This is a genomic window from Leucobacter celer subsp. astrifaciens (assembly GCF_001273835.1).
In the GTDB taxonomy this organism is placed as follows: Bacteria; Actinomycetota; Actinomycetes; order Actinomycetales; family Microbacteriaceae; genus Leucobacter; species Leucobacter celer.
Map to the genome: position 1 here is coordinate 101,161 of NZ_JHEI01000137.1, position 19,989 is coordinate 121,149.

A 19,989-nucleotide genomic window follows, 5' to 3' on the forward strand; every position below is an offset into this window, starting at 1 on the left:
GTCGTGAGCCGACGGGCCCGGAATCGAGGGGTCGGAGGGTGACGTGCTGATCTTCATCGAGAACACCCCGCGCGCCTATGCGTGGGGCTCGAAGGACGCGCTTCCCGACATGCTCGGCACCGAGCCGACGGGCGAGCCGCAGGCCGAGCTGTGGCTCGGCACGCATCCCAGCAGCCCGGCGATGGTGGCCAAGGCGAGCGCGGCGGCGCACACGCTCATCGACCTCGTCGAGAGCGACCCCGAGCGCTACGGGGTGAACGGCGGCCCGCTGCCCTTCCTGCTCAAGGTGCTGGCTATCGGCGCCCCGCTGTCGCTGCAGGTGCACCCCGACCCCCGACAGGCCGAGGCGGGGTACGCGGCCGAGGAGGCCGCAGGGGTTCCCCGTGACGCGCGGCACCGCAACTACGGCGATCCCCGCCACAAACCGGAGCTGCTCGTCGCGCTGAGCGAGGTCACGGCGCTCAGCGGGTTCCGGCCGCTCGCGGAGGTGCGCCGCGATCTCGCCCTTCTCGCGGGCGCGGCGCGCGGCGCCGCCGATCGCGACGGGGCCGAGGCGCTGGACCGGGTCTCGGAGCACCTGAGCGGCGGGGATCCCGAACGGCGGCGAGACTTTCTCGACTGGGCGTTCAGCGGCGACCCGATCGCGGCACGCGCGCTGCAGGCCATCGAGGGCGTCGCCCGCGATGCCGACAGCTCGACCGCCGCGGGCCTCGATCCCGAGCGGGCCCTCGCGCTGCGCGAGCTGGTCGCCACGCACCCGGGGGACCCGGGCGTGCTCGTGTCGCTGCTGCTGCACGTGGTGCGCCTCGCACCCGGCGAAGCCGTCTTCCTGCGCGCCCGTCAGATGCACGCCTACCTCAGCGGCATCGCGGTCGAGGTGATGGCCTCGTCCGACAACGTGCTGCGCGCCGGCCTCACCGAGAAGCACGTCGACGTCGCGGAGCTGTGCCGCATCGTCGACACCGGCGAGCTCGATGACCCCCGCTTCCCGTGCAAGCGCGTGGCGCGCGGACTCGTGGCCTGGTGCCCCGATGTGCCCGACTTCAGGCTGCTGCGGGCACGGCTCTGCGACCCCGACGGCGAATCCGGATCCCGCATCGACGACAGCGCTCCGCTCGCCGAGATCTCGGCGGAGCATCCGCTGGTGCTCATGGTGACCGCCGGCCGGGTGCGGGTGGAACGGCCGGCCGCCGACGCGGACGCGCTCGCCGAGGTGGCGACCGCCCGTCGCGGCCAGTCGCTCTACGTGTCGGCCGGCGAGCCGATCCGCCTCACCGGCCACGGCGAGGTGTTCATCGCGACCGTCGGCGAGTGAACGCGGCGGGATCGGCCGCGCCGCGCTCGCGGAGGAGATCCGCGCTCGCGCAGGAGCCTTTCGCCGACTCCTTCCTGTCTGAACGCTGAACTCCTGCACGAGCGGCGAGCCCGCACCGGATTTCCCACCGCATCGTGCGAGTACACTGGTGCGCGTGTCGAACGCCGATCTCCGTGACTCCCGAGACCCCGCAGCGCCGGGAGCCTCGCCGGGCGATCGACTCGGCGGACTCGGCCGGGTGCTCATCACCGTCTACATCGTGCTCGCGATCGCGGCGACGTTCCGCTCGATCTATCAGATCATCACGAAGTTCGACGAGGCGCCGCTGGCGTACTCGCTCTCCGCGGTCGCGGGTCTCGTCTACATCGTCGCCACCGTCGCCCTGATCAAGCGCGTGGGCGTCTGGCGCAGGATCGCCTGGTGCGCGCTGCTCTTCGAACTCTGCGGCGTGCTGATCGTCGGTGTGCTCAGCCTCGTGGCGCCCCAGCTCTTCGCGCACCCCTCCGTGTGGTCGCACTTCGGCAGCGGGTACCTCTTCATCCCGCTCGTGCTGCCGGTGCTCGGCCTGATCTGGCTGCGCCGCGTCGATCGTGCCGCGGACGGCGGGCCAGCGGGCGGCGGCTCGCGGGGCGGCAGGACCGAGGGCGCCGCCACCGCCGGGATCGAGGAATCCGCCTGATGCGCGTGATCGACACCCTCGAGGCGATCAGCCCCGAGGAGTTTCCGGACGGCAGCTGCGTGGCCATCGGCAAGTTCGACGGCCTCCACCGGGGCCATCAGTCGATCCTGCGCAGCGTGACGGACTCGGCGAAGCGCGAGGGGCGGCGATCCGTCGTGCTGACCTTCGCCAACAATCCGCTGAGCTACCTGCACCCCGAGGCATGCCCGCAGCCGCTCATGAGCAGGGAGCAGCGCCTGGAGGCCTTCCAGGCGGCCGGCGTCGACGTCTGCGTGATGCTGGAGTTCGATGCGGATCTCGCCTCGATCCCCGCCGAGCGCTTCGTCGCCGAGGTGCTGGTGGACCGTCTGCGCGCGCGGCACATCGTGATGGGCGCCGACTTCCGCTTCGGTCACCGAGGCGCCGGTGACGGCGCGCTGCTGCGCTCGCTGGGCGGACGCTACGGCTTCGAGGCCGACGTGCTCGGGCTCGTCGAGGACGGGGAGGCCGGCCAGGTGTCCTCCTCCCGCGTGCGCGAGGCGGTGCTGGCGGGCGACGTCGACGTGGCTGCCCGCATGCTCGGACGGCCGCCGGCGGTGCGGGGCATCGTGGTGCACGGCGACGCGCGCGGCCGGGAACTCGGCTTCCCCACCGCCAACCTCGGCGGTGACATCGAGGGTCTCGTGCCAGCCGACGGCGTTTACGCCGGCTGGGTCGTGGTGGACGGCGTGCGGCTCGTCGCCGCGATCTCCGTCGGCGCCAACGTGACGTTCGACCCCGAGGGGGAGTCGCGGGTCGAGGCGTTCGTGCTCGACTTCGACCGCGACATCTACGGGCAGCGCCTGGAGGTGCAGTTCGCGCTGCGGCTGCGCGGCATGGAGCGCTTCGACGCGCTCGACGCGCTGCTCGCCCAGATGCACGCCGACGTCGAGGCGACGCGCGGCCTGCTCGCGGACTGACCCGCATCCGGATCCCCGATCCGTCTCAATATCTGCGCACGCGAGATGCTGAGGCAGAACGCGCCGGCGTTAGGCGCACCTCGCGGTGGCGCTCTGCGTGAGGCGAGTCGCAGAATCTCCTGAGCCCGCACCGATGTACAGCCGCGGGTGATAGGATCATGAGCACGGTCGCGCGAGCGCTTCGCGAGCCCCATGCCGCGCATGAGGTCAGGCTCTGAACCCGCGAGCGACCTGCGCCTCGGCACACGCGCCGAGATCGCACCACGCTGATCAGGAGATCCATTGGCAACCACCACTGCCACGCGTCAGTCCGCCTCGAAGGGCAAGTCCGCTGCGAAGGACAAGGCAGCGCAGACGAGAGACGCCGGCGCTTCGACGCGCTCGAACGGCCGCCGCAAGCACACCCACAACGAGGGCATCATCCCGCTGCTGGCCCGCGCCGTGCGCGAGGTCGAGGCCTCGGCCCAGCGCGGCAAGGCGAGCCCGGCCGGCCGCACCAAGTTCCACGTGATCGCGCTGCTCATGCGCGAGGAGCGCGCCCGCGTCAAGACCGACGAGACGGTGAGCGACTCCGAGCGCGCCGAGACGCTGAAGCGGCTCGACGGCGTCGCGGCGATCCTCGCCAAGACCGCCGCCCGCGACACCAGCCTCATCACGCTGCTCGAACCCGCGGCTCCCATCACCGAGGCCACGCGGCTGCTGAAGCGCAAGATGCTCACGCAGGCGGGCATCGCGCTGCCGGAGGAGGAGAAGGCGGCCCCGGAGCCGGCGCAGACCTTCGTGCCGCCGGAGCTCGCGGAGCGCCAGGTCGAGCCCGTCGGCATCGACGCCCGGATGATGGCCAACCCGTTCCTCGCGCCCGACCTCGCCCCGCCGCGCAAGCCGACCCCGGTGGTGCGTCTGGCGAACTGGGAGCTGCTGGGCCCGCTGCTCAAGTCCTTCGAGCAGGGCGGCGGCGGATCCGCGTGCATGGATCTGCCCGCTCCGCCGGTGCCGGATCGCCTCGCTCCCGCCGGGCGCGAGCTGATGCCGCACCAGGCGCGTTTCCTCGCGAGTGTGGCCGAGGGGCACCGCAGCTTCCTGCTGGCCGACGAGCCCGGTCTCGGCAAGACCGCGCAGTCCGTGCTCGCGGCGAGCGTCTCCGGCAGCTACCCGCTGCTCGTGGTGGTGCCCAACGTCGTCAAGATGAACTGGGCCCGCGAGGTGGAGCGGTGGACGCCGCAGCGTCGCGTCACCGTCATCCACGGCGACGGGCAGGACATCGACCCCTTCGCCGACGTGTTCGTGGTGAACTACGAGATCCTCGATCGGCACCTGAGCTGGATCTCGCGCTTCGGCTTCAAGGGCATGGTCGTCGACGAGGCCCACATGATCAAGAACGTGCAGTCGCAGCGATCCCGCAACGTGCTGGCGATCGCCGAGCGGATCCGCGAGCGCACCCCGGGCGTCTCGCCCCTGCTCATCGCGCTCACCGGCACGCCGCTCATCAACGACATCGACGACTTCCGCGCCATCTGGCGCTTCCTGGGCTGGACCGAGGCCGACAAGCCGGGTCCCGAGCTCATGGCGCTGCTCGAGAACAACGGCTGGACTCCGGCCGATCCCGCGTTCTACCCCGAAGCGCGGCAGAGCGTGATCGACATGGGCATCGTGCGTCGCCGCAAGATGGACGTCGCCGCCGATCTGCCCGCGAAGCGCGTGGTGGATCTTCCCGTCGAGCTGGACGACGAGATGGGGCGCGGGATCCGCGAGGCCGAGGCGCAGCTGGCCCGCAAGCTGCTGGATCGCTTCACGGCGGTCAAGAACGGCAAGCTGGGGCAGAAGCTCAGCGACGAGGCCATCATCCGCATGGTGTGCGCGCAGGAGCTCGAGGAGTCGAACGCCTCGGCCGACGGCATGAACGTGTTCACGATGGTGCGGCAGATCGGCCAGGCGAAGGCCTCGCTCGCGGCCGACTACACCGCGCAGCTCGCGCGCTCGGTGGGCAAGGTGGTGTTCTTCGCCAAGCACATCGACGTGATGAACCGGGTGGAGGCTCAGCTGGCCGAGGCCGGGCTGAAGACGGTCTCGATCCGCGGCGACCAGACCGCGACGTTCCGTCAGGAGCAGATCGACGCCTTCAACAAGGATCCCGAGGTCGCTGTGGCCGTGTGCTCGCTGACCGCTGCGGGTGTCGGCGTGAACCTGCAGGCCTCGTCGAACGTGGTGCTGGCCGAGCTGAGCTGGACCGACGCCGAGCAGACGCAGGCGATCGACCGCGTGCACCGCATCGGGCAGGACGAGCCGGTCACCGCGTGGCGCATCGTCGCCGCGCAGACCATCGATGCGAAGATCGCCGAGCTCATCGACGGCAAGGCCGGACTCGCGGCGCGCGCGCTCGACGGTGCGTCGGCGCCGGCCGAGGAGGCCGACTCGGTGCAGCTGCTCGCCCTCATCGGCGTGCTGGAGAAGGCGGTGGCGCAGGCGAACGCGTAGCGCTCGCTACGCCGGGCCGCACGCACGGCACCTGGCAGCTTCCGTTCCGAATCTGGCGGGAATGCGCGTGTTCGTGTGGATCCGGCCAACGCTACGATAGGGGCGGTGCCCTGGAGACCCCGTGTGTCCGGGTGCGTCGAGCGAGACGGACGAGGAGAGGCTCATGCGCATAGGTGTGCTCTGCTCCGGCGGCGACAGCCCCGGCATGAACGCTGCGATCCGCGGTGCGGTGCTGCGGGGCGTCGATGTGCACGGCTTCGAGATGGTCGGCTTCATGGACGGCTGGCGCGGATTCTACGAGGCCGATCTGGTGCCGTTGGATCGTCAGGCCGTGCGCGGCATCTCCCCCCTCGGGGGAGTGATCCTCGGAACCAGTCGAGTGCAGCCCTTCGTGAGCGGCGCGGGTGACGAGGCCGATCTGCAGGTGATCCGGGATCGCGCGGCCGAGTACGGGATCGACGGCTTCCTGCTCATCGGCGGCAACGGCACCCAGACCGTCGCGAAGCTGCTGGCCGACGCCGGCATCCGCGCCATCGGCCTCCCGAAGACCATCGACAACGACCTCGGCGGCACCGACTACACCTTCGGCTTCGACACCGCCGTGTCGATCGCGGCAGAGGCGATCGACCGGCTGCGCACAACCGGCGAATCCCACAGCCGCTGCATGGTGCTCGAGGTGATGGGGCGCAACGCCGGGTGGATCGCGCTGCACGCCGGCATGGCCGGCGGCGCCCAGGTCACGCTGATTCCCGAGCACCCGGAATCGATCGAGCAGATCTGCGAGTGGGTGCTGAGCGTGCGTGATCGCGGTCGCTCCTCCCTCGTGGTCGTCGCGGAGGGGTTCAAGCTGGAGGGCTCGGACGGTGAGGTGACCCGCGAGGGGCTCGACGGTTTCGGGCGACCGCGGCTCGGCGGGGTCGCCGAGTTGCTCGCGCCCCTCATCGAGCAGCACACGGGCATCGAGACGCGGGCCACGGTGCTGGGGCATGTGCAGCGCGGGGGATCACCCACAGCCTTCGACCGCGTGCTCGCGACGCGCACCGGGATCGCCGCGGCCGACGCCGCTCAGGCCGGGCATTGGGGCACCATGGCGGGCCTGCACGGCGACCGCATCGAGCTGGTGCCGCTCGAGGAGGCCGTCGGCAAGCTCAAGACCGTGCCCGAGGCGCGCTACGAGGAAGCCCGCCTCAACTTCGGGTGAGGCCGGGCGCGCCTGTGCCGAGCGGCCCGCCGCTGGTTGAGCGAGGAGCGTCCCCGCCGGTTGAGCGAGGAGCGCAGCGACGAGTCGAAACCCGGCTGCCTCGGTTTCGATACTTCGACTCGTCGCTGCACTCCTCGCTCAGCACAACGCTCGCTGCGCTCGCTCAACCGGCGGCACCGGCGGGCTCGCTCGACCGGCGCGGCGGCGACGCCGCTTACGCGCCGAGGAGGGCCTGGACCTCCTGCAGTGAGGGGTTCGTCGCCGTCTTCCCGTCGGGGAAGACGAGCGTCGGCACCACCGCGTTGCCGCCGTTGACCGACTTCACGAGATCCTCGGTGCCGGGCGTCTCCTCGATGTTGACCACCGTGTAGCCGATCCCGGTCTTGTCGAGCATCAGCTTGAGCCGCTTGCAGTACCCGCACCACTCCGTCGAGAACATGGTGACCGATCCCTGCTCGGGGATGAAGTCGTTCAGGTCCGCGGTGCTCATGCTGCCTCCTCGATATCGATACATCGCAAGCCTATCCCCGGTGCTCGTGAACGAGCCGAGGATCGGGCCGAGAGGCAGCCGGCCTGATCGAGGGGTGCGGGGATCCGGTGAATCGGGGAAGGTCCCGCAGAACTCCTCGGTCGCTCCCAGGTAAACGGCGGGTGAACTGGGTGCCCTCAGCTTGACCTCCCGGAATCGAGGTGAAACCATGAATACGGCGCGCCAGCGGCCATCTCCGCACATCGGGAATCCGGTGAACGGAAGGTGACTTCGCGGGTGTTCCAGGACCTCTGATCCCGAACGAAAGACGCCGGTGGAAATCACCCTCATCGTGCTGCTGGTCATCGCACTGGCGCTGTTCTTCGACTTCACCAACGGTTTCCACGACACCGCCAACGCGATGGCGACGCCCATCGCGACGGGGGCGCTGAAGCCGAAGACCGCGGTGCTGCTCGCCGCGATCCTCAACCTCGTCGGCGCCTTCCTCTCGACCGAGGTGGCCAAGACGATCTCGGGCGGGCTCATCAACGAGGGCGATGGCGGCGTGCTCATCAGCCCGGAGATGATCTTCGCCGGCCTCATCGGCGCCATCGTCTGGAACCTGCTGACCTGGCTCTACGGGCTGCCCTCCAGTTCTTCCCACGCGCTCTTCGGCGGCCTCATCGGCGCCGCGATCGTCGGAGCGGGCATCAATGCGATCAACGGCGGCGTCTTCCTCTCGAAGATCCTGATCCCGATGGTCGCCGCCCCGCTCACCGCGGGCATCGTGGCCTTCACCGCTACCCGGGTCGCGTACGCCATCACCCGCCGCCACGACGGCAAGAAGGACGGCCGCGGTCGTTTCCGCTACGCCCAGATCGCCTCGTCGTCGCTCATCGCGCTGGCGCACGGCACCAACGACGCGCAGAAGACGATGGGCGTGATCACGCTCACCCTCGTCGCCGCGAACCTGCAGGATCCGGGCACGGGCCCGCACTTCTGGGTGATCGCCGCCTGCGCCTTCGCCATCGCGCTCGGCACGTACTCGGGCGGCTGGCGCATCATCCGCACGCTCGGCGCCGGCCTCACCCAGGTCAAGCCGGCGCAGGGCTTCGCCGCCGAGACGAGCACCGCGGCCACCATCCTCGCCTCGAGCCATCTCGGCTTCGCGCTCTCGACCACCCAGGTCGCCTCGGGTTCGGTCATCGGCTCGGGCCTCGGCCGCCGAGGCTCGAGCGTGCGCTGGCGCGCGGTGGGCCGCATCAGCCTCGGCTGGCTCTTCACGCTCCCGGCGTCGGGTGCGGTGGCCGCCGTGGCCGCGCTCATCGCCCACATCGGGCCGATCGGCATCGTCATCGACGCCGTGCTCGGATTCGGGTTCATCCTCTTCATCTTCTGGCGCTCCAGGCGCAACAAGGTCGATCACTCCAACGCGATCCCGGTGCCCGATGTGGCCGAGTCGGGGTACGCGGTGCGCATCCGCAAGGGCAAGGTGAAGCCCCTCAAGACCAAGACCGGCACCATCCCGCCGCTCACCCCGGTGGCGCAGTCGGCCGTGCGCGACGACATCGCGGCGCGCGAGGCCGTGAAGGCCGCGCGCGAAGCCGAGGTCTCGGAGCTCGCCGGCAAGGTCGACGACGCGGAGCGGGGGAGCGCACGATGAACATCGACTGGATGGCGTTCCTGATCGTCTTCGCCGCGGCCCTGCTCGCCGCCGTGTTCGTGGTCACGCTGTACTCGCTGGGGATCCGCTTCCTCGCGACCCCCGCACCTCCTGCGCGCCTCGCGGACGGCACTCTCGAACCCAGCGGCCCCTCGCGCGACGACGAGGACGATGACGTCGACGACATCGGCCGCCCCAGATGGGCGACCATCGCCGCCAACGTCTGCTTCGGCCTGTCGGTGCTGGTGGTGCTCGTGGGGATCTTCCTCATCATTCCCGCGCTTCACTTCTGGTGAGCCGGGTCCGCCGCGCAGGTTGAGCGAGCGGAGCGAGCGGAAACCCGAGGCCCCTGGTTTCGACTCCGCTGCGCTCCGCTCAACCGGCGATGATCCTCGCCGTGTTGATCCGCCGCCGTGTGCGGCGATTGCGCAGAAGGATCGCAACGCTGCGCGTTGCTTTCCCCTTCTGCGCAGATAGGGTGGGCGCATGAGCGACAACACGGATCGGATCTCCGGCCTCGTCGCCGGCCTGCGGCACGGTTTCGAGCGCGGGATCACGCGGCCCGAGGACTGGCGGCGGGAACAGCTGCAGCGCCTGCGCACCCTGCTGCTCGAGCGCGGAGATGACTTCGAGCGAGCGCTCCACGACGACCTGGGCAAGTCCGGCACGGAGGCGCAGCTCACCGAGATCGGCTTCCTCGTCACCGAGATCGATCATGCGCTGCGCCACCTCTCGCGCTGGATGCGGCCCCAGCGGGTGAGCGTGCCCCTCGCGGCGCAGCCGGCGGCCGCCCGCGTCGTGCCGGAACCGCTGGGCGTCGTGCTGGTCATCGCCCCCTGGAACTACCCGCTGATGCTGGCGCTGTCGCCCGTCGTCGGAGCGCTCGCGGCGGGCAACGCGGTCGTGATCAAACCGAGCGAGCTGGCTCCGGCCACCTCCTCGCTCATCGCCAGGCTGGTACCCGATGCGCTGGATCGGCGCGCCGTCGCCGTCGTTGAGGGCGGGGTGGCGGAGACCACGGTGCTGCTCGAGCAGCGATTCGACCACATCTTCTACACCGGCAACGGGCGAGTGGGCCGCATCGTGGCCCGCGCCGCGGCCGAGCACCTCACGCCGATCACGCTCGAGCTCGGAGGCAAGTCCCCGGTGTACGTGGACGGCACCGCGCCGCTCGCCGAGACCGCCAAGCGCATCGCCTGGGGCAAGTTCATGAACGCGGGCCAGACCTGCGTGGCCCCCGACTACGTGCTCGGCCGTCCCGAGGTGCTGCGCCGCCTGGCTCCCGCGATCGGCGACGCCGTGCACGAGCTCTACGGCAGCGCCAGCGCGCGCAACCCGGACTACGGCCGCATCATCAACGATGCCCAGTTCGAGCGTTTGCTCGGCTACCTCGGCGACGGCGAGATCGAGGTCGGCGGCGATCACGACGCGACGAGCCGCTTCATCGCCCCCACCGTGCTGTCCGGCGTCTCCCGCGACGCGGCCGTGATGCGCGACGAGATCTTCGGTCCGATCCTGCCCCTCGTCGAGGTCGATGATCTGGACGACGCACTCGCCTTCGTCACGGGACGGGACAAGCCCCTCGCCGCCTATGTCTTCAGCGAGGATCCCGGCGCGCGAGCACGCTGGGAGCGCGAGACCAGCTCGGGCGCACTGAACTTCGGCGTGCCCGTGCTGCACCTCGTGGCGCCCGAACTGCCGTTCGGCGGTGTGGGCGAGAGCGGTATGGGCGCCTACCACGGCGAGCGGTCGTTCCGCGTGTTCAGCCACGAGAAGGCCGTGCTCTCGAAGCCCCTCGCGCCGGACACCCTGGGCCCGACCATCATGCCGCCCTTCACGGCGCAGAAGAACACGCTCGTGCGTCGCTGGCTGCGCCGGCTCATGTGACCGAACGGGTATCACCGAACCGACATGCTGTCGTGAGTAGGATTGTGCCGTGGAAGAGCGCAGAAGCGGCGCCGGTAACGGCGCACCGGATACGGCCGACGATGCTGCGCACGAGCTGCCGCTCGGTGTCAGAGTAGCCGCGGCCTGGTCGTGGCGGCTGATCCTCATCGGGCTCGCGCTCGCCGGCTTCCTGTGGCTCATCGTGCAGGTGCGCATCATCGTGATCCCGCTGCTCGTCGCTATCCTGCTCACCGCTCTGCTCGCACCGGTGGTGCACTGGTTCGAACGCCAGGGCGCACCGCGCTGGCTGGGCGTCGTGACCGCTCTCGCGCTCTTCGGCGCGGCGGTGTGGATCCTCGTCACGCTCATCACCACGCAGCTGCGCAACGGCTTCGAGGATGTCGCCAGGCGCTCGGAAGAGGTCTGGTGGGAGGCGCTGCACTGGGCTGAGGCGACATTCGGGATCTCGGCGACCGAGATCGAGGCCTTCACGGGGCAGATCTGGAAGACGATCGAGGGGCACCAGTCCGAGATCTGGAGCGGGGCCCTCGGAGTGGCCACGACAGCGGGCCAGTTCGTCGCCGGGGCGCTGCTCGCCGTGTTCTCGCTCATCTTCATGCTCATCGACGGCAAGCGCATCTGGTTCTGGGTGGTCGGCTTCCTGCCGGCCAAGGCCCACGCGGCCGTCGACGCGGCAGGACGCGCCGGCTGGATCTCCGTCGGGCAGTACGTTCGCGTGCAGATCTTCGTCGCCTTCGTCGACGCCGTCGGCATCGGAGTCGGCGCCGCGCTGCTCGGGGTGCCGCTCGCGATACCCATAGCGATCCTCGTCTTCCTGGGCTCCTTCATCCCGTTCCTCGGCGCCATCACCACCGGCGCCCTCGCCGCATTCATCGCGCTCGTCTACAACGGGCCCGTGAACGCGCTCATCATGCTGGGCGTGGTGATCCTCGTCAACCAGATCGAGGGCCACGTACTGCAGCCGTTGGTCATGGGCAGCGCCGTCAAGGTGCACCCGCTGGGCGTCGTGCTCGCCGTCTCGACCGGCGCGCTGCTCGCGGGGATCCCCGGGGCTCTCTTCGCCGTTCCCATCGCGGCGTCGGCCAACTCCATCGTCAATACGCTGGTGCAGCGGCAATGGGAATCCGGATCGGATCCTGTCGCCGATTACCACCGGCGGGAAAAGATTCACCACAGGGCCCGGCATCGGGCCCGCGCGCTCGCAAGACTGCAGCGCAAGGAAGGACAGTCATGACCGAGGCTCAGCCGGCCCTCGTACTGGGGGACTTCGAGCACGCGCTCGACATCGTGCACCGGGTGACTCAGCGCACGCCGCTGGAGTCGTCGCGATACCTCGCCGAGATTCTGGGCGTGCCGAAGGTCTACCTGAAGTGCGAGAACCTGCAGCGCACCGGCGCCTACAAGCTGCGCGGCGCCTACAACCGCCTCAGGCAGCTGTCCGACGAGGAGCGGGCCAGGGGAGTGGTGGCGGCGTCGGCCGGCAACCACGCTCAGGGTGTCGCCTTCGCGGCGCGAGAGCTCGGGATCAAGGCCACCATCTTCATGCCGCTCGGTGTGGCTCTGCCCAAGCTGCAGGCGACCCGCGGCTACGGCGCCGAGGTGGTGCTCGAGGGGGCGACCTTTGACGAGACCAACCGGGCGGCGCGGCAGTTCGTCGAGGACACCGGCGCGCTCTTCGTGCCCCCCTTCGATGACCCCTCGGTGATCGTGGGCCAGGGCACGGTGGCGCTCGAGATCCTCGAGGTGGCGCCCGAGGTCGAGACCATCATCGTGCCCATCGGCGGCGGCGGACTCATCTCGGGTGTGGCGGCCGCTGCCAAGCAGCTCGCCGAGCGCGAGGGGCGGCCCATGCGCATCATCGGTGTGCAGTCGGAGAATGCAGCTCCGTTCAAGCCGTCGCTCAAGGTCGGGCGTCCCGTGACGGTCGAGACGCGACCCACGATCGCCGACGGCATCGCGGTCGCCCGTCCGGGAGACCTCAACTTCGAGATGGTGCGCCAGTACGTCGACGAGGTCGTCACGGTGAGCGACGACGACATCGCGCGCGCCATCGTCATGCTGCTCGAGCGGGCCAAACTGGTGGTCGAACCCGCGGGCGCGGCGGGTGTCGCGGCGATTCTCGCGGGCAAGGCGCACGTGAACGGCGTCACCGCGACGATCCTCTCCGGCGGCAACATCGACCCGCTGCTGCTGCAGCGCGTGATCGGCCACGGCCTCGCCGCCTCGGCGCGGTACCTCAAGCTGCGCATCCTGCTGCCGGATGTGCCGGGCCAGCTCGTGCGCACGGCGTCGATCGTCGCCTCGCAGAACGCGAACGTGGTCGAGGTGATCCACACCCGTCACGCGACGGAGCTGCCGGTCAGCGAGGTGGAGCTCGAGCTGCACATCGAGACCCGCGGCAATGAGCACGGGGACGCGGTCGCCCAGGCGCTGCGCGAGGCCGGCTATACGGTGCGGGTGGGCGAGCGGTACTGACGACTCCCCGCCCAGCGGCCATACGACGACGCCCGCCCCGGTTCTCCGGGGCGGGCGTCGTCGTATTCGCGACCCTCGGGAATGTAGTGCTTGTGTGTCGAAATGATGTTATGTAGTATCTGCTACAAGCGTACACCCGTACGATACCGCTTCGACGCAAGGATTCGATGATGAACTCCAAACGCCCTATTCGGACACCCCTCCGCGGTCGCGCGCTTCGCGCCGGCGCGGCCGTCGCAGCCGCGACGCTCGGCCTGGGCATGGTCGCCTGCGCCCCCTCCGGCAACGCGTCCTCGGGCGGGAGCGGCGGCGATCGCGCGCTCATCGCCCTGGTCCAGGAGCCCGGCGTTCTGAACTACCTGTTCGCATCCCAGAGCGGCGCTGAACTCACCCGCGCGCTCGTGCAGGAGCCGATGTTCACGATCTCGGAGTCGGGGGAGTACGAGCCCTGGCTCGCCGAGGAGATCCCCACGCTGGACAACGGCGGCATCTCCGAGGACGGCAAGACCATCACCTTCAGGATCAAGGAGGGGGTGACCTGGTCCGACGGCGAGGATTTCACCGCCGAAGATCTCGCGTTCACCGTCGCAGCGGTCCAGGATCCCGCTTCGCTGATCGTCACGGACCCGGAGTACGGCGCCATCGAATCGACGAAGGTGATCGACCCGCAGACCCTCGAGGTCGGCTTCACGACCCCGACTCCCTCATTCCTCAACCTGTTCCAGGTGACCCTTCCCGCACACGAGTTCGACTCCCCGGCGATCGAGGAGAGCGATCCGCAGGTGAGACTCCCGCTCGGCACCGGACCGTTCGTGCTCGAGGAGTGGAAGTCCGGTGACAGCATCACCCTCGATCGCAACGACGACTACTGGGTCGATCCGGAGCTTCCCAAGCTCGACGGTGTGACCGTCAAGATCACCCCGGATCGCGAGTCCACCATGACCGCCTTCGCCGGCGGCGAGTACGACTCGGTGTTCTTCTTCACGGGCGCCGATTTCGAGAACCTCACCCAGCAGGAGGCCGACGGGGCCCCGATCACCACGAGTATCAGCGAGCAGCCCTGGTTCGTCGAGTGGCTGTGGCTGAACCACAGCGATAACGGCGAACTCGGTACACCCCATCCGGTCCTCGGCGATCCGGCGATCCGCGAGGCCATCGACCGCGGTATCGACCGGCAGGCGATCATCGACGATGTGCTCGGCGGCTTCGGCTCGCTCACCGGGAGCTTCCTGTACTCCGGTGTCGGATCGGTGCCCTCCGAGCCGGCCGCATTCGACTCGGCGGCCGCCGCGAAGGTCCTCGACGCCGCCGGCTGGGTCCCGGGAGCCGACGGCATCCGCGAGAAAGACGGCGTGCGCGCCAGCCTCAAGTTCCAGACGATCGCCGGCGACCACGTCCGCGAACTGTACCAGCAGCTCATCCAGCAGAACCTGGCCGAGATCGGCATCGAGGTGAAGATCGAGAACGTCCCCTCGAACCGGCTCTTCGACAGCCGCGACCAGGGCGGTCTCCTCTCCACCGGCAATTTCGACATGGCGATGTCCCGCGACGGGTACGCCCCGGATCCCACGACCTGGATCTCGCAGTTCACGACCTCCTCGATCCCGAGCGACGACAATCCCTCCGGGATCTCCGCGACCTGGTGGAGCGATGAGGACTACGACCGGCTCGTGCAGGAGGCGTCGAGCGAGATGGACGCCGAGAAGCGCAACGCGATCCTCGGCGAGATCAACACCCTGTTCACGGAGGAGCGGGTCGCGATCCCGCTCTACGCCGGGATCAACGGCATGGCCTGGAACTCGCGACTGACGGGGGTCGACACCGACTCCTGGTACGGCGCCTGGACGCCGATGAGCGTCGCGAACTGGGAGGTCGCCGGAGCGGGCAGCGATGGCTAGCTACCTGATCCGTCGCCTGCTGCAGGCGGTGCCGCTGCTCATCGCGATCAGCATCGTCGTCTTCGCGCTCCTGCAGATGACACCGGGCGGGCCGCTCTCCATGGGGGAGGGCGGCTCCAACCCGGCGGCGGCTGCGCAGATGGCGAAGATCCGCGAGCAGTACGGGCTCAACGATCCGATCCCGGTGCAGTACCTGCACTGGATCGGGGGAGTGGTCACGGGCGACTGGGGCGATTCCTTCAAGACCGGTCAGCCCGTGCTGCAGGTGATCGGAGAGCGCGTGGGGGTCACCCTCACCGTGTCCGGGCTGGCCTTCTTGCTGTCCACGGTCATCGCCCTCATCATCGGCGTGATCGCGGCGGTCAATCGCCAGTCGGCCTTCGACTACACCACCACCGGCCTCTCGTTCATCGGGCTCGCAACGCCGAGCTTCTGGTTCGCGCTCATGCTCGTCTACGTGTTCTCGTTCCAACTCGGCTGGCTCCCCGCCTCCGGGCTGCAGGATCTGCGCGCGGGCTACACCGGTTTCGACGGTGCGATCGACCGGATCCGCCACCTGATCCTGCCGGTCGCCGTGCTGAGCCTCGTGAGCGTTGCGAGCCTCACCAGATACGTGCGCGCGTCGATGCTCGATGTGCTCGCGCAGGACTACATCCGCACCGCTCGCGGAAGCGGTCTCGCCGAGCGGACCGTCATCGTGGGGCACGCGCTGAAGAACGCGGCGATCCCCGTGACGACCGTGGTGCTGCTCAGCATCCCGGAGATATTCCTCGGAGCGGTCATCACCGAGACCATCTTCGGCCTCCCCGGGATGGGGCGCCTCTTCATCGAGTCGGCCAATGAGCGGGACTATCCGGTGCTGCTCGGGCTGCTCATGATCGCCGCTCTGCTCGTCGTCATCGCCAACCTCGTCGCGGACCTCGTCTACGCGCGACTCGATCCGAGGATCAGCTATGCCTAGCCCCACCACCGGCGCGGTGGGCGCGGCCGTCGCCCGCGTCCGCCCGAGAACCTCGCGCCCAGCCGGCTTCCTGCGCCGCTTCATGCAGCACCGGCTCGCCGTCGTCGGCGCGATCATCCTGATCATCATCGTGCTCGCCGTCGCGATCGGACCGTTCCTCGTGCCGTTCGCTCCGGAGGGGGTCGACCTCGCCGCGAAGAACCAGGCTCCGTCGCTCACCCACTGGATGGGGACGGACGAGCTCGGGCGCGACCAGCTGTCCCGGGTACTGACCGGAGGACGCCTCACGCTCTCGGTCGCCGCGGCGGCGGTCATCTCCTCACTCGCCCTCGGCGTCACGGTCGGCGCCGTAGCCGGCTACTGCGGTGGCATCGTCGACAACCTCCTCATGCGGATCGTCGACGTCTTCTACTCGCTCCCGGGGCTCTTCGTCGTGATCCTGCTCGTCACGCTCATCGGCCCCAGTTTCTGGGCGATCGTCATCTCGATCGCCCTGTTCAGCTGGATGAACACGGCCCGACTCGTGCGTGCCGCCTGCCTCGCCGAGAAGCAGCAGGAGTTCGTCTCGGCGGCCCGCGGGCTCGGCGCCCGCGATCTCCGGCTCGCGACGGTGCACGTCCTGCCCGGTGCGATCACCCCGATCGTCGTCACCGCGACCCTCGGCATCGCCGCCGCGATTCTTGCGGAGTCGGCGCTGTCCTTCCTCGGCATGGGCTTCCAGCCGCCGGAGTCGACCTGGGGCGCGCTGCTGAATCAGTCCGTGAAGTCGGTCATCACGCAGGGGCACTGGTGGAGAGGATTCTTCCCCGGCCTCATGATCTTCCTCGTCGCGCTCGCCGTGAACTACATCGGCGACGGCCTCGGGGACGCACTCGATCCGCGACGGAGGAGGAACTGATGTCGGAATCACTGCTCAGCATCGACGGTCTCGGCGTCGAGTTCCGCTCCGAGGGCCGTCCGCTCGTCGCGGTCGACGGGGTCAGCCTCGAACTGGCGCGCGGTGAAGCGCTCGCGATCGTGGGAGAGAGCGGATCCGGGAAGTCGGTGTCGTCGCTCGCGCTCATGGGCCTGCTCCCGCGCACGGGCGTCCAGCTGTCCGGATCCGCGCGCTTCGACGGCATCGAGCTGCTCGGAGCCGATCCGCGCGCTCGCCGCATCCGCGGTGATCGCATCGCGATGATCTACCAGGACGCGATGACTGCGCTCAACCCGACCCTCACGATCGGCAAGCAGTTCTCGTTGGTGCTCCGGGCCCATGGCGAGAGACGGCGGGGCGAGATCATGGCGCGGACCATCGCGACGCTCGAGCGCGTCGGGATCTCGAACCCGAGCGAGCGCCTCGGCTCGTACCCGCACCAGTTCTCCGGAGGTCAGCTGCAGCGCATCATGATCGCGCTGGCGCTGATCGGAGAACCGGAGCTGCTGATCGCGGACGAGCCGACCACCGCGCTCGACGTCACCGTGCAGGCCCAGATCGTCGATCTGGTGATGGGGCTCCGCGCCGAGCTGGGCATGGCGGTCATCTGGATCACCCACGACCTCAGCGTCATCGCGAGGCTCGTCGACCGCATCGCGGTCATGTATGCGGGACGGCTCGTCGAGGAGGGGCCGGTGGTCGAGGTGCTGCTCCGCCCCGCGCACCCCTACACGGCGGGCCTCATCGCCTCGCTGCCGCGGATCGACCGGCCGTCGCAGCGGCTCGAGCCGATCCCCGGCGGCCTCCCGACGGTCACCGAGTCGGAGCCGCTCTGCCGTTTCGCGGACCGCTGTCCGATGGCATCGAGTCGTTGCCGCGAGGCGCTGCCGCCCGTGGTGCGGATCGGCGCCGACCACACCGTGTCCTGCGTCCACCCGCTCAGACAGTCGGCGCCCGACCGCCGGCTCGCACACCAGGAGGCCTCATGACGAACACGTCACCCGATGTCCTCGTCCGCGTCGAGGATGTCGCGAAGGAATACCCGATCAAGGGCGGGATCATGCGCCGCACGGTCGGCAATGTGCACGCGGTCTCCGGGGTCACCCTCGAGGTTCGGCGGGGCGAGACCCTCGGGCTCGTCGGCGAATCGGGCTCGGGCAAGTCCACCCTCGGGCGGATGCTCGTGCGGCTCGAGGAGCCGACGGCCGGTTCGATCCGGATCGGCGATTCGGATCCGGATCGTCCGCCGACCCCGGCCGAGCGTCGCCGCGCCCAGCTCGTCTTCCAGAACCCGCAGACCTCGCTCAACCCGCGGGTCAGCATCGGCAGCTCCATCGCCGAGCCGCTCCGCGTCCACCGGAGTCTTCCGGCCCGGGATATCCCGCAGCGCGTCGCGGAACTGCTCGAACTCGTCCGGCTGCAGCCCTCGTTCGCGGATCGCCTGCCGTTCGAGCTGTCCGGCGGACAGCGGCAGCGCGTCGGCATCGCTCGGGCGCTCGCCTGCGACCCCGAGTTCCTCGTGCTCGACGAGTCGATCGCCTCGCTCGACGTGTCCGTGCAGGCGCAGATCATCAACCTGCTCACGGACCTGCAGCGCGATCTGGGGTTGAGCTACGTCTTCATCACTCACGACCTGTCCGTCGCGCGGCACGTCAGCGACCGGATCGCGGTGATGTATCTCGGGCAGATCGTCGAGCTCGGGCCGGCGGAGGAGGTGATCCAGCATCCGCAGCACCCGTATACGCGGGCTCTGCGATCGGCGATACCGGTGCCGGATCCGGAAGCCGACACCGTGCGCGACCGCATCGTGCTCGTCGGTGAGATCCCGAGCCCCGTCACCCCGCCGAGCGGCTGCCGGTTCCGCACCCGCTGCCGCTTCGCCACGGAGCTCTGCGCGGCGGAGCAGCCCGAGCTCGTCCCGCTCCCGGGCGGCGCCCCGGTATCCGTCGCCTGCCATCACCTCTCGACCGTTCAGGAGTCCTCATGACCGTCCATCTTCCGCGCTTCACCTTCTCCGGGTCGCCCGAGGAGATCGGCCGCCAGTACGGGTCGTCGTGCCGGGCCGGGATCCGGCGCCATCTCGACCGACTCCGCGATCGCTTCGATGCGGGCGGGATCCCCGCCGATCGCGCCGCCGAACGCTCACTCGGCTACCGCGAGGCGGTGCGCAGGGTGTCGCCCGACCTGGACGAGGAGCTGGTCGGTCTCGCCGAGGGAGCGGGCATCTCACTCGGCGAGGCCTACCTCCTGCAGCTCCGTGCGGAGATCTACGCCGACCTCGTCGGGGATCTCGAAGCGTCCAACGAGTGCACGACCTTCGCGTTCGAGCCCGAGGCCACCGACACCGGAACCACGTTCACCGGGCAGAACGCCGATCTCCCCGCCATGTACCGCGACCTCCTCGTGGTGGTCGAGTTCCGCCCCACGGGTGGACCGGCGATCCTCATGGTCGTGCCCGCCGGGCAGATCTCCTACATCGGGATCAACGACTCCGGGCTCTCGGCCTTCGCGAACTTCCTGACATGCGAGGGCTGGCGCACCGGGTATCCGCGGTACCTGTTCACCCGGCTCGCCCTGCAGCATCGCGACCTCGACTCCGCGGTCGCCGCGGTCGAGTCGCTCGATCGAGCGTCGTCTCGGAACCTGCTCCTGCAGGGCGGCGGCCGGGCCGTCGACTTGGAGAACACCCCCGAGCGCATGACGCGGCTGCTCCCCGAGCAGGGGCGGATCTTCCACTCGAACCACTACCTCTCGGACGAGCTGCGCGAAGAGGAGCGCTCGATCGGCGATCGTCTGCGGAACTCCGAGATCCGGTATCGCCGGATCGCAGAACTCGCCGGCCCCGTTTCCGGCCCGATGAGCCGCGAGCGGATCGCCGGGATCATGCGCGACCGGCAGGATCCCGAGAACGCCATCTCCGTGGAATTCGACGACCGGCACGAGTTCGGCGAGTACATGACGGTCTGCGGGGTCATCGCCGAGCCGGAGGCGGGCCTCTTGTGGGTGAGCGCCGGCCCGCCGTCTCAGCGCCCGTATGCCGCCTTCGGATTCCAGGGCGCCGATCTTCCCGACCACATCCTCTGAACTCGAA

General features: G+C 69.5%; 17 protein-coding genes. 16 read left to right on the forward strand and 1 reads right to left on the reverse strand.

Annotated features, from left to right (window positions below; translation table 11 throughout):
• The first annotated feature begins 43 nt into the window (after nucleotides 1-43).
• From manA to AMS65_RS11050, 5 genes are all read left to right on the forward strand, one after another.
• A complete protein-coding gene (gene manA / locus AMS65_RS11030) occupies nucleotides 44-1,315 on the forward strand; it encodes a mannose-6-phosphate isomerase, class I (protein WP_053384227.1) in 1,272 nt (423 codons plus the stop codon).
• A 154-nt stretch (nucleotides 1,316-1,469) separates the two neighbouring features.
• On the forward strand, nucleotides 1,470-1,994 hold the full coding sequence (locus tag AMS65_RS11035) for a hypothetical protein (protein WP_083451653.1): 525 nt from the start codon (nucleotides 1,470-1,472) through the stop codon (nucleotides 1,992-1,994).
• Complete coding sequence (locus AMS65_RS11040) at nucleotides 1,994-2,932, forward strand: bifunctional riboflavin kinase/FAD synthetase (RefSeq protein ID WP_053384228.1); 939 nt, start codon at nucleotides 1,994-1,996, stop codon at nucleotides 2,930-2,932. Before AMS65_RS11035 ends, AMS65_RS11040 begins: the two co-directional genes overlap by 1 nt.
• 282 nt (nucleotides 2,933-3,214) lie before the next feature.
• The gene (locus tag AMS65_RS11045) at nucleotides 3,215-5,407 is read left to right on the forward strand and encodes a DEAD/DEAH box helicase (protein WP_083451638.1); all 2,193 of its coding nucleotides are present in this window, start codon (nucleotides 3,215-3,217) and stop codon (nucleotides 5,405-5,407) included.
• Nucleotides 5,408-5,570: 163 nt separating this feature from the next.
• Nucleotides 5,571-6,608: a 6-phosphofructokinase gene (locus AMS65_RS11050; protein WP_053384229.1), complete on the forward strand. Its 1,038-nt coding sequence runs from the start codon at nucleotides 5,571-5,573 to the stop codon at nucleotides 6,606-6,608.
• A gap of 214 nt (nucleotides 6,609-6,822) precedes the next feature.
• Here AMS65_RS11050 and AMS65_RS11055 read toward each other — a convergent pair whose 3' ends face one another.
• Complete coding sequence (locus AMS65_RS11055; protein ID WP_053384230.1) at nucleotides 6,823-7,098, reverse strand: mycoredoxin; 276 nt, start codon at nucleotides 7,096-7,098, stop codon at nucleotides 6,823-6,825.
• Between the two features lie 313 nt (nucleotides 7,099-7,411).
• Here AMS65_RS11055 and AMS65_RS11060 point away from each other — a divergent pair, with 313 nt between their 5' ends.
• The 11 genes from AMS65_RS11060 (at nucleotide 7,412) to AMS65_RS11110 (ending at nucleotide 19,982) form a co-directional block, all read left to right on the forward strand.
• Nucleotides 7,412-8,740 (forward strand): inorganic phosphate transporter, encoded by a 1,329-nt coding sequence (locus AMS65_RS11060; RefSeq protein WP_053384231.1) that lies wholly within the window; start codon nucleotides 7,412-7,414, stop codon nucleotides 8,738-8,740.
• Nucleotides 8,737-9,036 carry a hypothetical protein gene (locus AMS65_RS11065; RefSeq protein WP_053384232.1) on the forward strand — a complete coding sequence of 100 codons (300 nt, stop codon included), beginning with the start codon at nucleotides 8,737-8,739 and terminating at the stop codon, nucleotides 9,034-9,036. Before AMS65_RS11060 ends, AMS65_RS11065 begins: the two co-directional genes overlap by 4 nt.
• A gap of 190 nt (nucleotides 9,037-9,226) precedes the next feature.
• A complete protein-coding gene (locus AMS65_RS11070) occupies nucleotides 9,227-10,627 on the forward strand; it encodes an aldehyde dehydrogenase family protein (protein ID WP_053384233.1) in 1,401 nt (466 codons plus the stop codon).
• 49 nt (nucleotides 10,628-10,676) lie between these two features.
• Entirely contained in the window at nucleotides 10,677-11,882 is a 1,206-nt protein-coding gene (locus AMS65_RS11075; RefSeq protein ID WP_053384234.1) for an AI-2E family transporter, read from the forward strand.
• A complete protein-coding gene (gene ilvA / locus AMS65_RS11080; RefSeq protein WP_053384235.1) occupies nucleotides 11,879-13,123 on the forward strand; it encodes a threonine ammonia-lyase in 1,245 nt (414 codons plus the stop codon). The genes AMS65_RS11075 and ilvA overlap by 4 nt, the downstream gene beginning before the upstream one ends.
• Nucleotides 13,124-13,293: 170 nt before the next feature.
• Nucleotides 13,294-15,021: a peptide ABC transporter substrate-binding protein gene (locus AMS65_RS11085; RefSeq protein ID WP_053384236.1), complete on the forward strand. Its 1,728-nt coding sequence runs from the start codon at nucleotides 13,294-13,296 to the stop codon at nucleotides 15,019-15,021.
• Nucleotides 15,014-15,982, forward strand: a complete 969-nt coding sequence (locus AMS65_RS11090) for an ABC transporter permease (RefSeq protein WP_053384237.1) — start codon at nucleotides 15,014-15,016, stop codon at nucleotides 15,980-15,982. Before AMS65_RS11085 ends, AMS65_RS11090 begins: the two co-directional genes overlap by 8 nt.
• Nucleotides 15,975-16,880 (forward strand): ABC transporter permease, encoded by a 906-nt coding sequence (locus AMS65_RS11095; RefSeq protein ID WP_075200960.1) that lies wholly within the window; start codon nucleotides 15,975-15,977, stop codon nucleotides 16,878-16,880. Before AMS65_RS11090 ends, AMS65_RS11095 begins: the two co-directional genes overlap by 8 nt.
• Nucleotides 16,880-17,887: an ABC transporter ATP-binding protein gene (locus AMS65_RS20145; protein WP_053384239.1), complete on the forward strand. Its 1,008-nt coding sequence runs from the start codon at nucleotides 16,880-16,882 to the stop codon at nucleotides 17,885-17,887. The genes AMS65_RS11095 and AMS65_RS20145 overlap by 1 nt, the downstream gene beginning before the upstream one ends.
• Entirely contained in the window at nucleotides 17,884-18,885 is a 1,002-nt protein-coding gene (locus tag AMS65_RS20150) for an ABC transporter ATP-binding protein (protein WP_053384240.1), read from the forward strand. The genes AMS65_RS20145 and AMS65_RS20150 overlap by 4 nt, the downstream gene beginning before the upstream one ends.
• A complete protein-coding gene (locus tag AMS65_RS11110; protein ID WP_053384241.1) occupies nucleotides 18,882-19,982 on the forward strand; it encodes a C45 family autoproteolytic acyltransferase/hydolase in 1,101 nt (366 codons plus the stop codon). Before AMS65_RS20150 ends, AMS65_RS11110 begins: the two co-directional genes overlap by 4 nt.
• Nucleotides 19,983-19,989 lie beyond the last annotated feature (7 nt).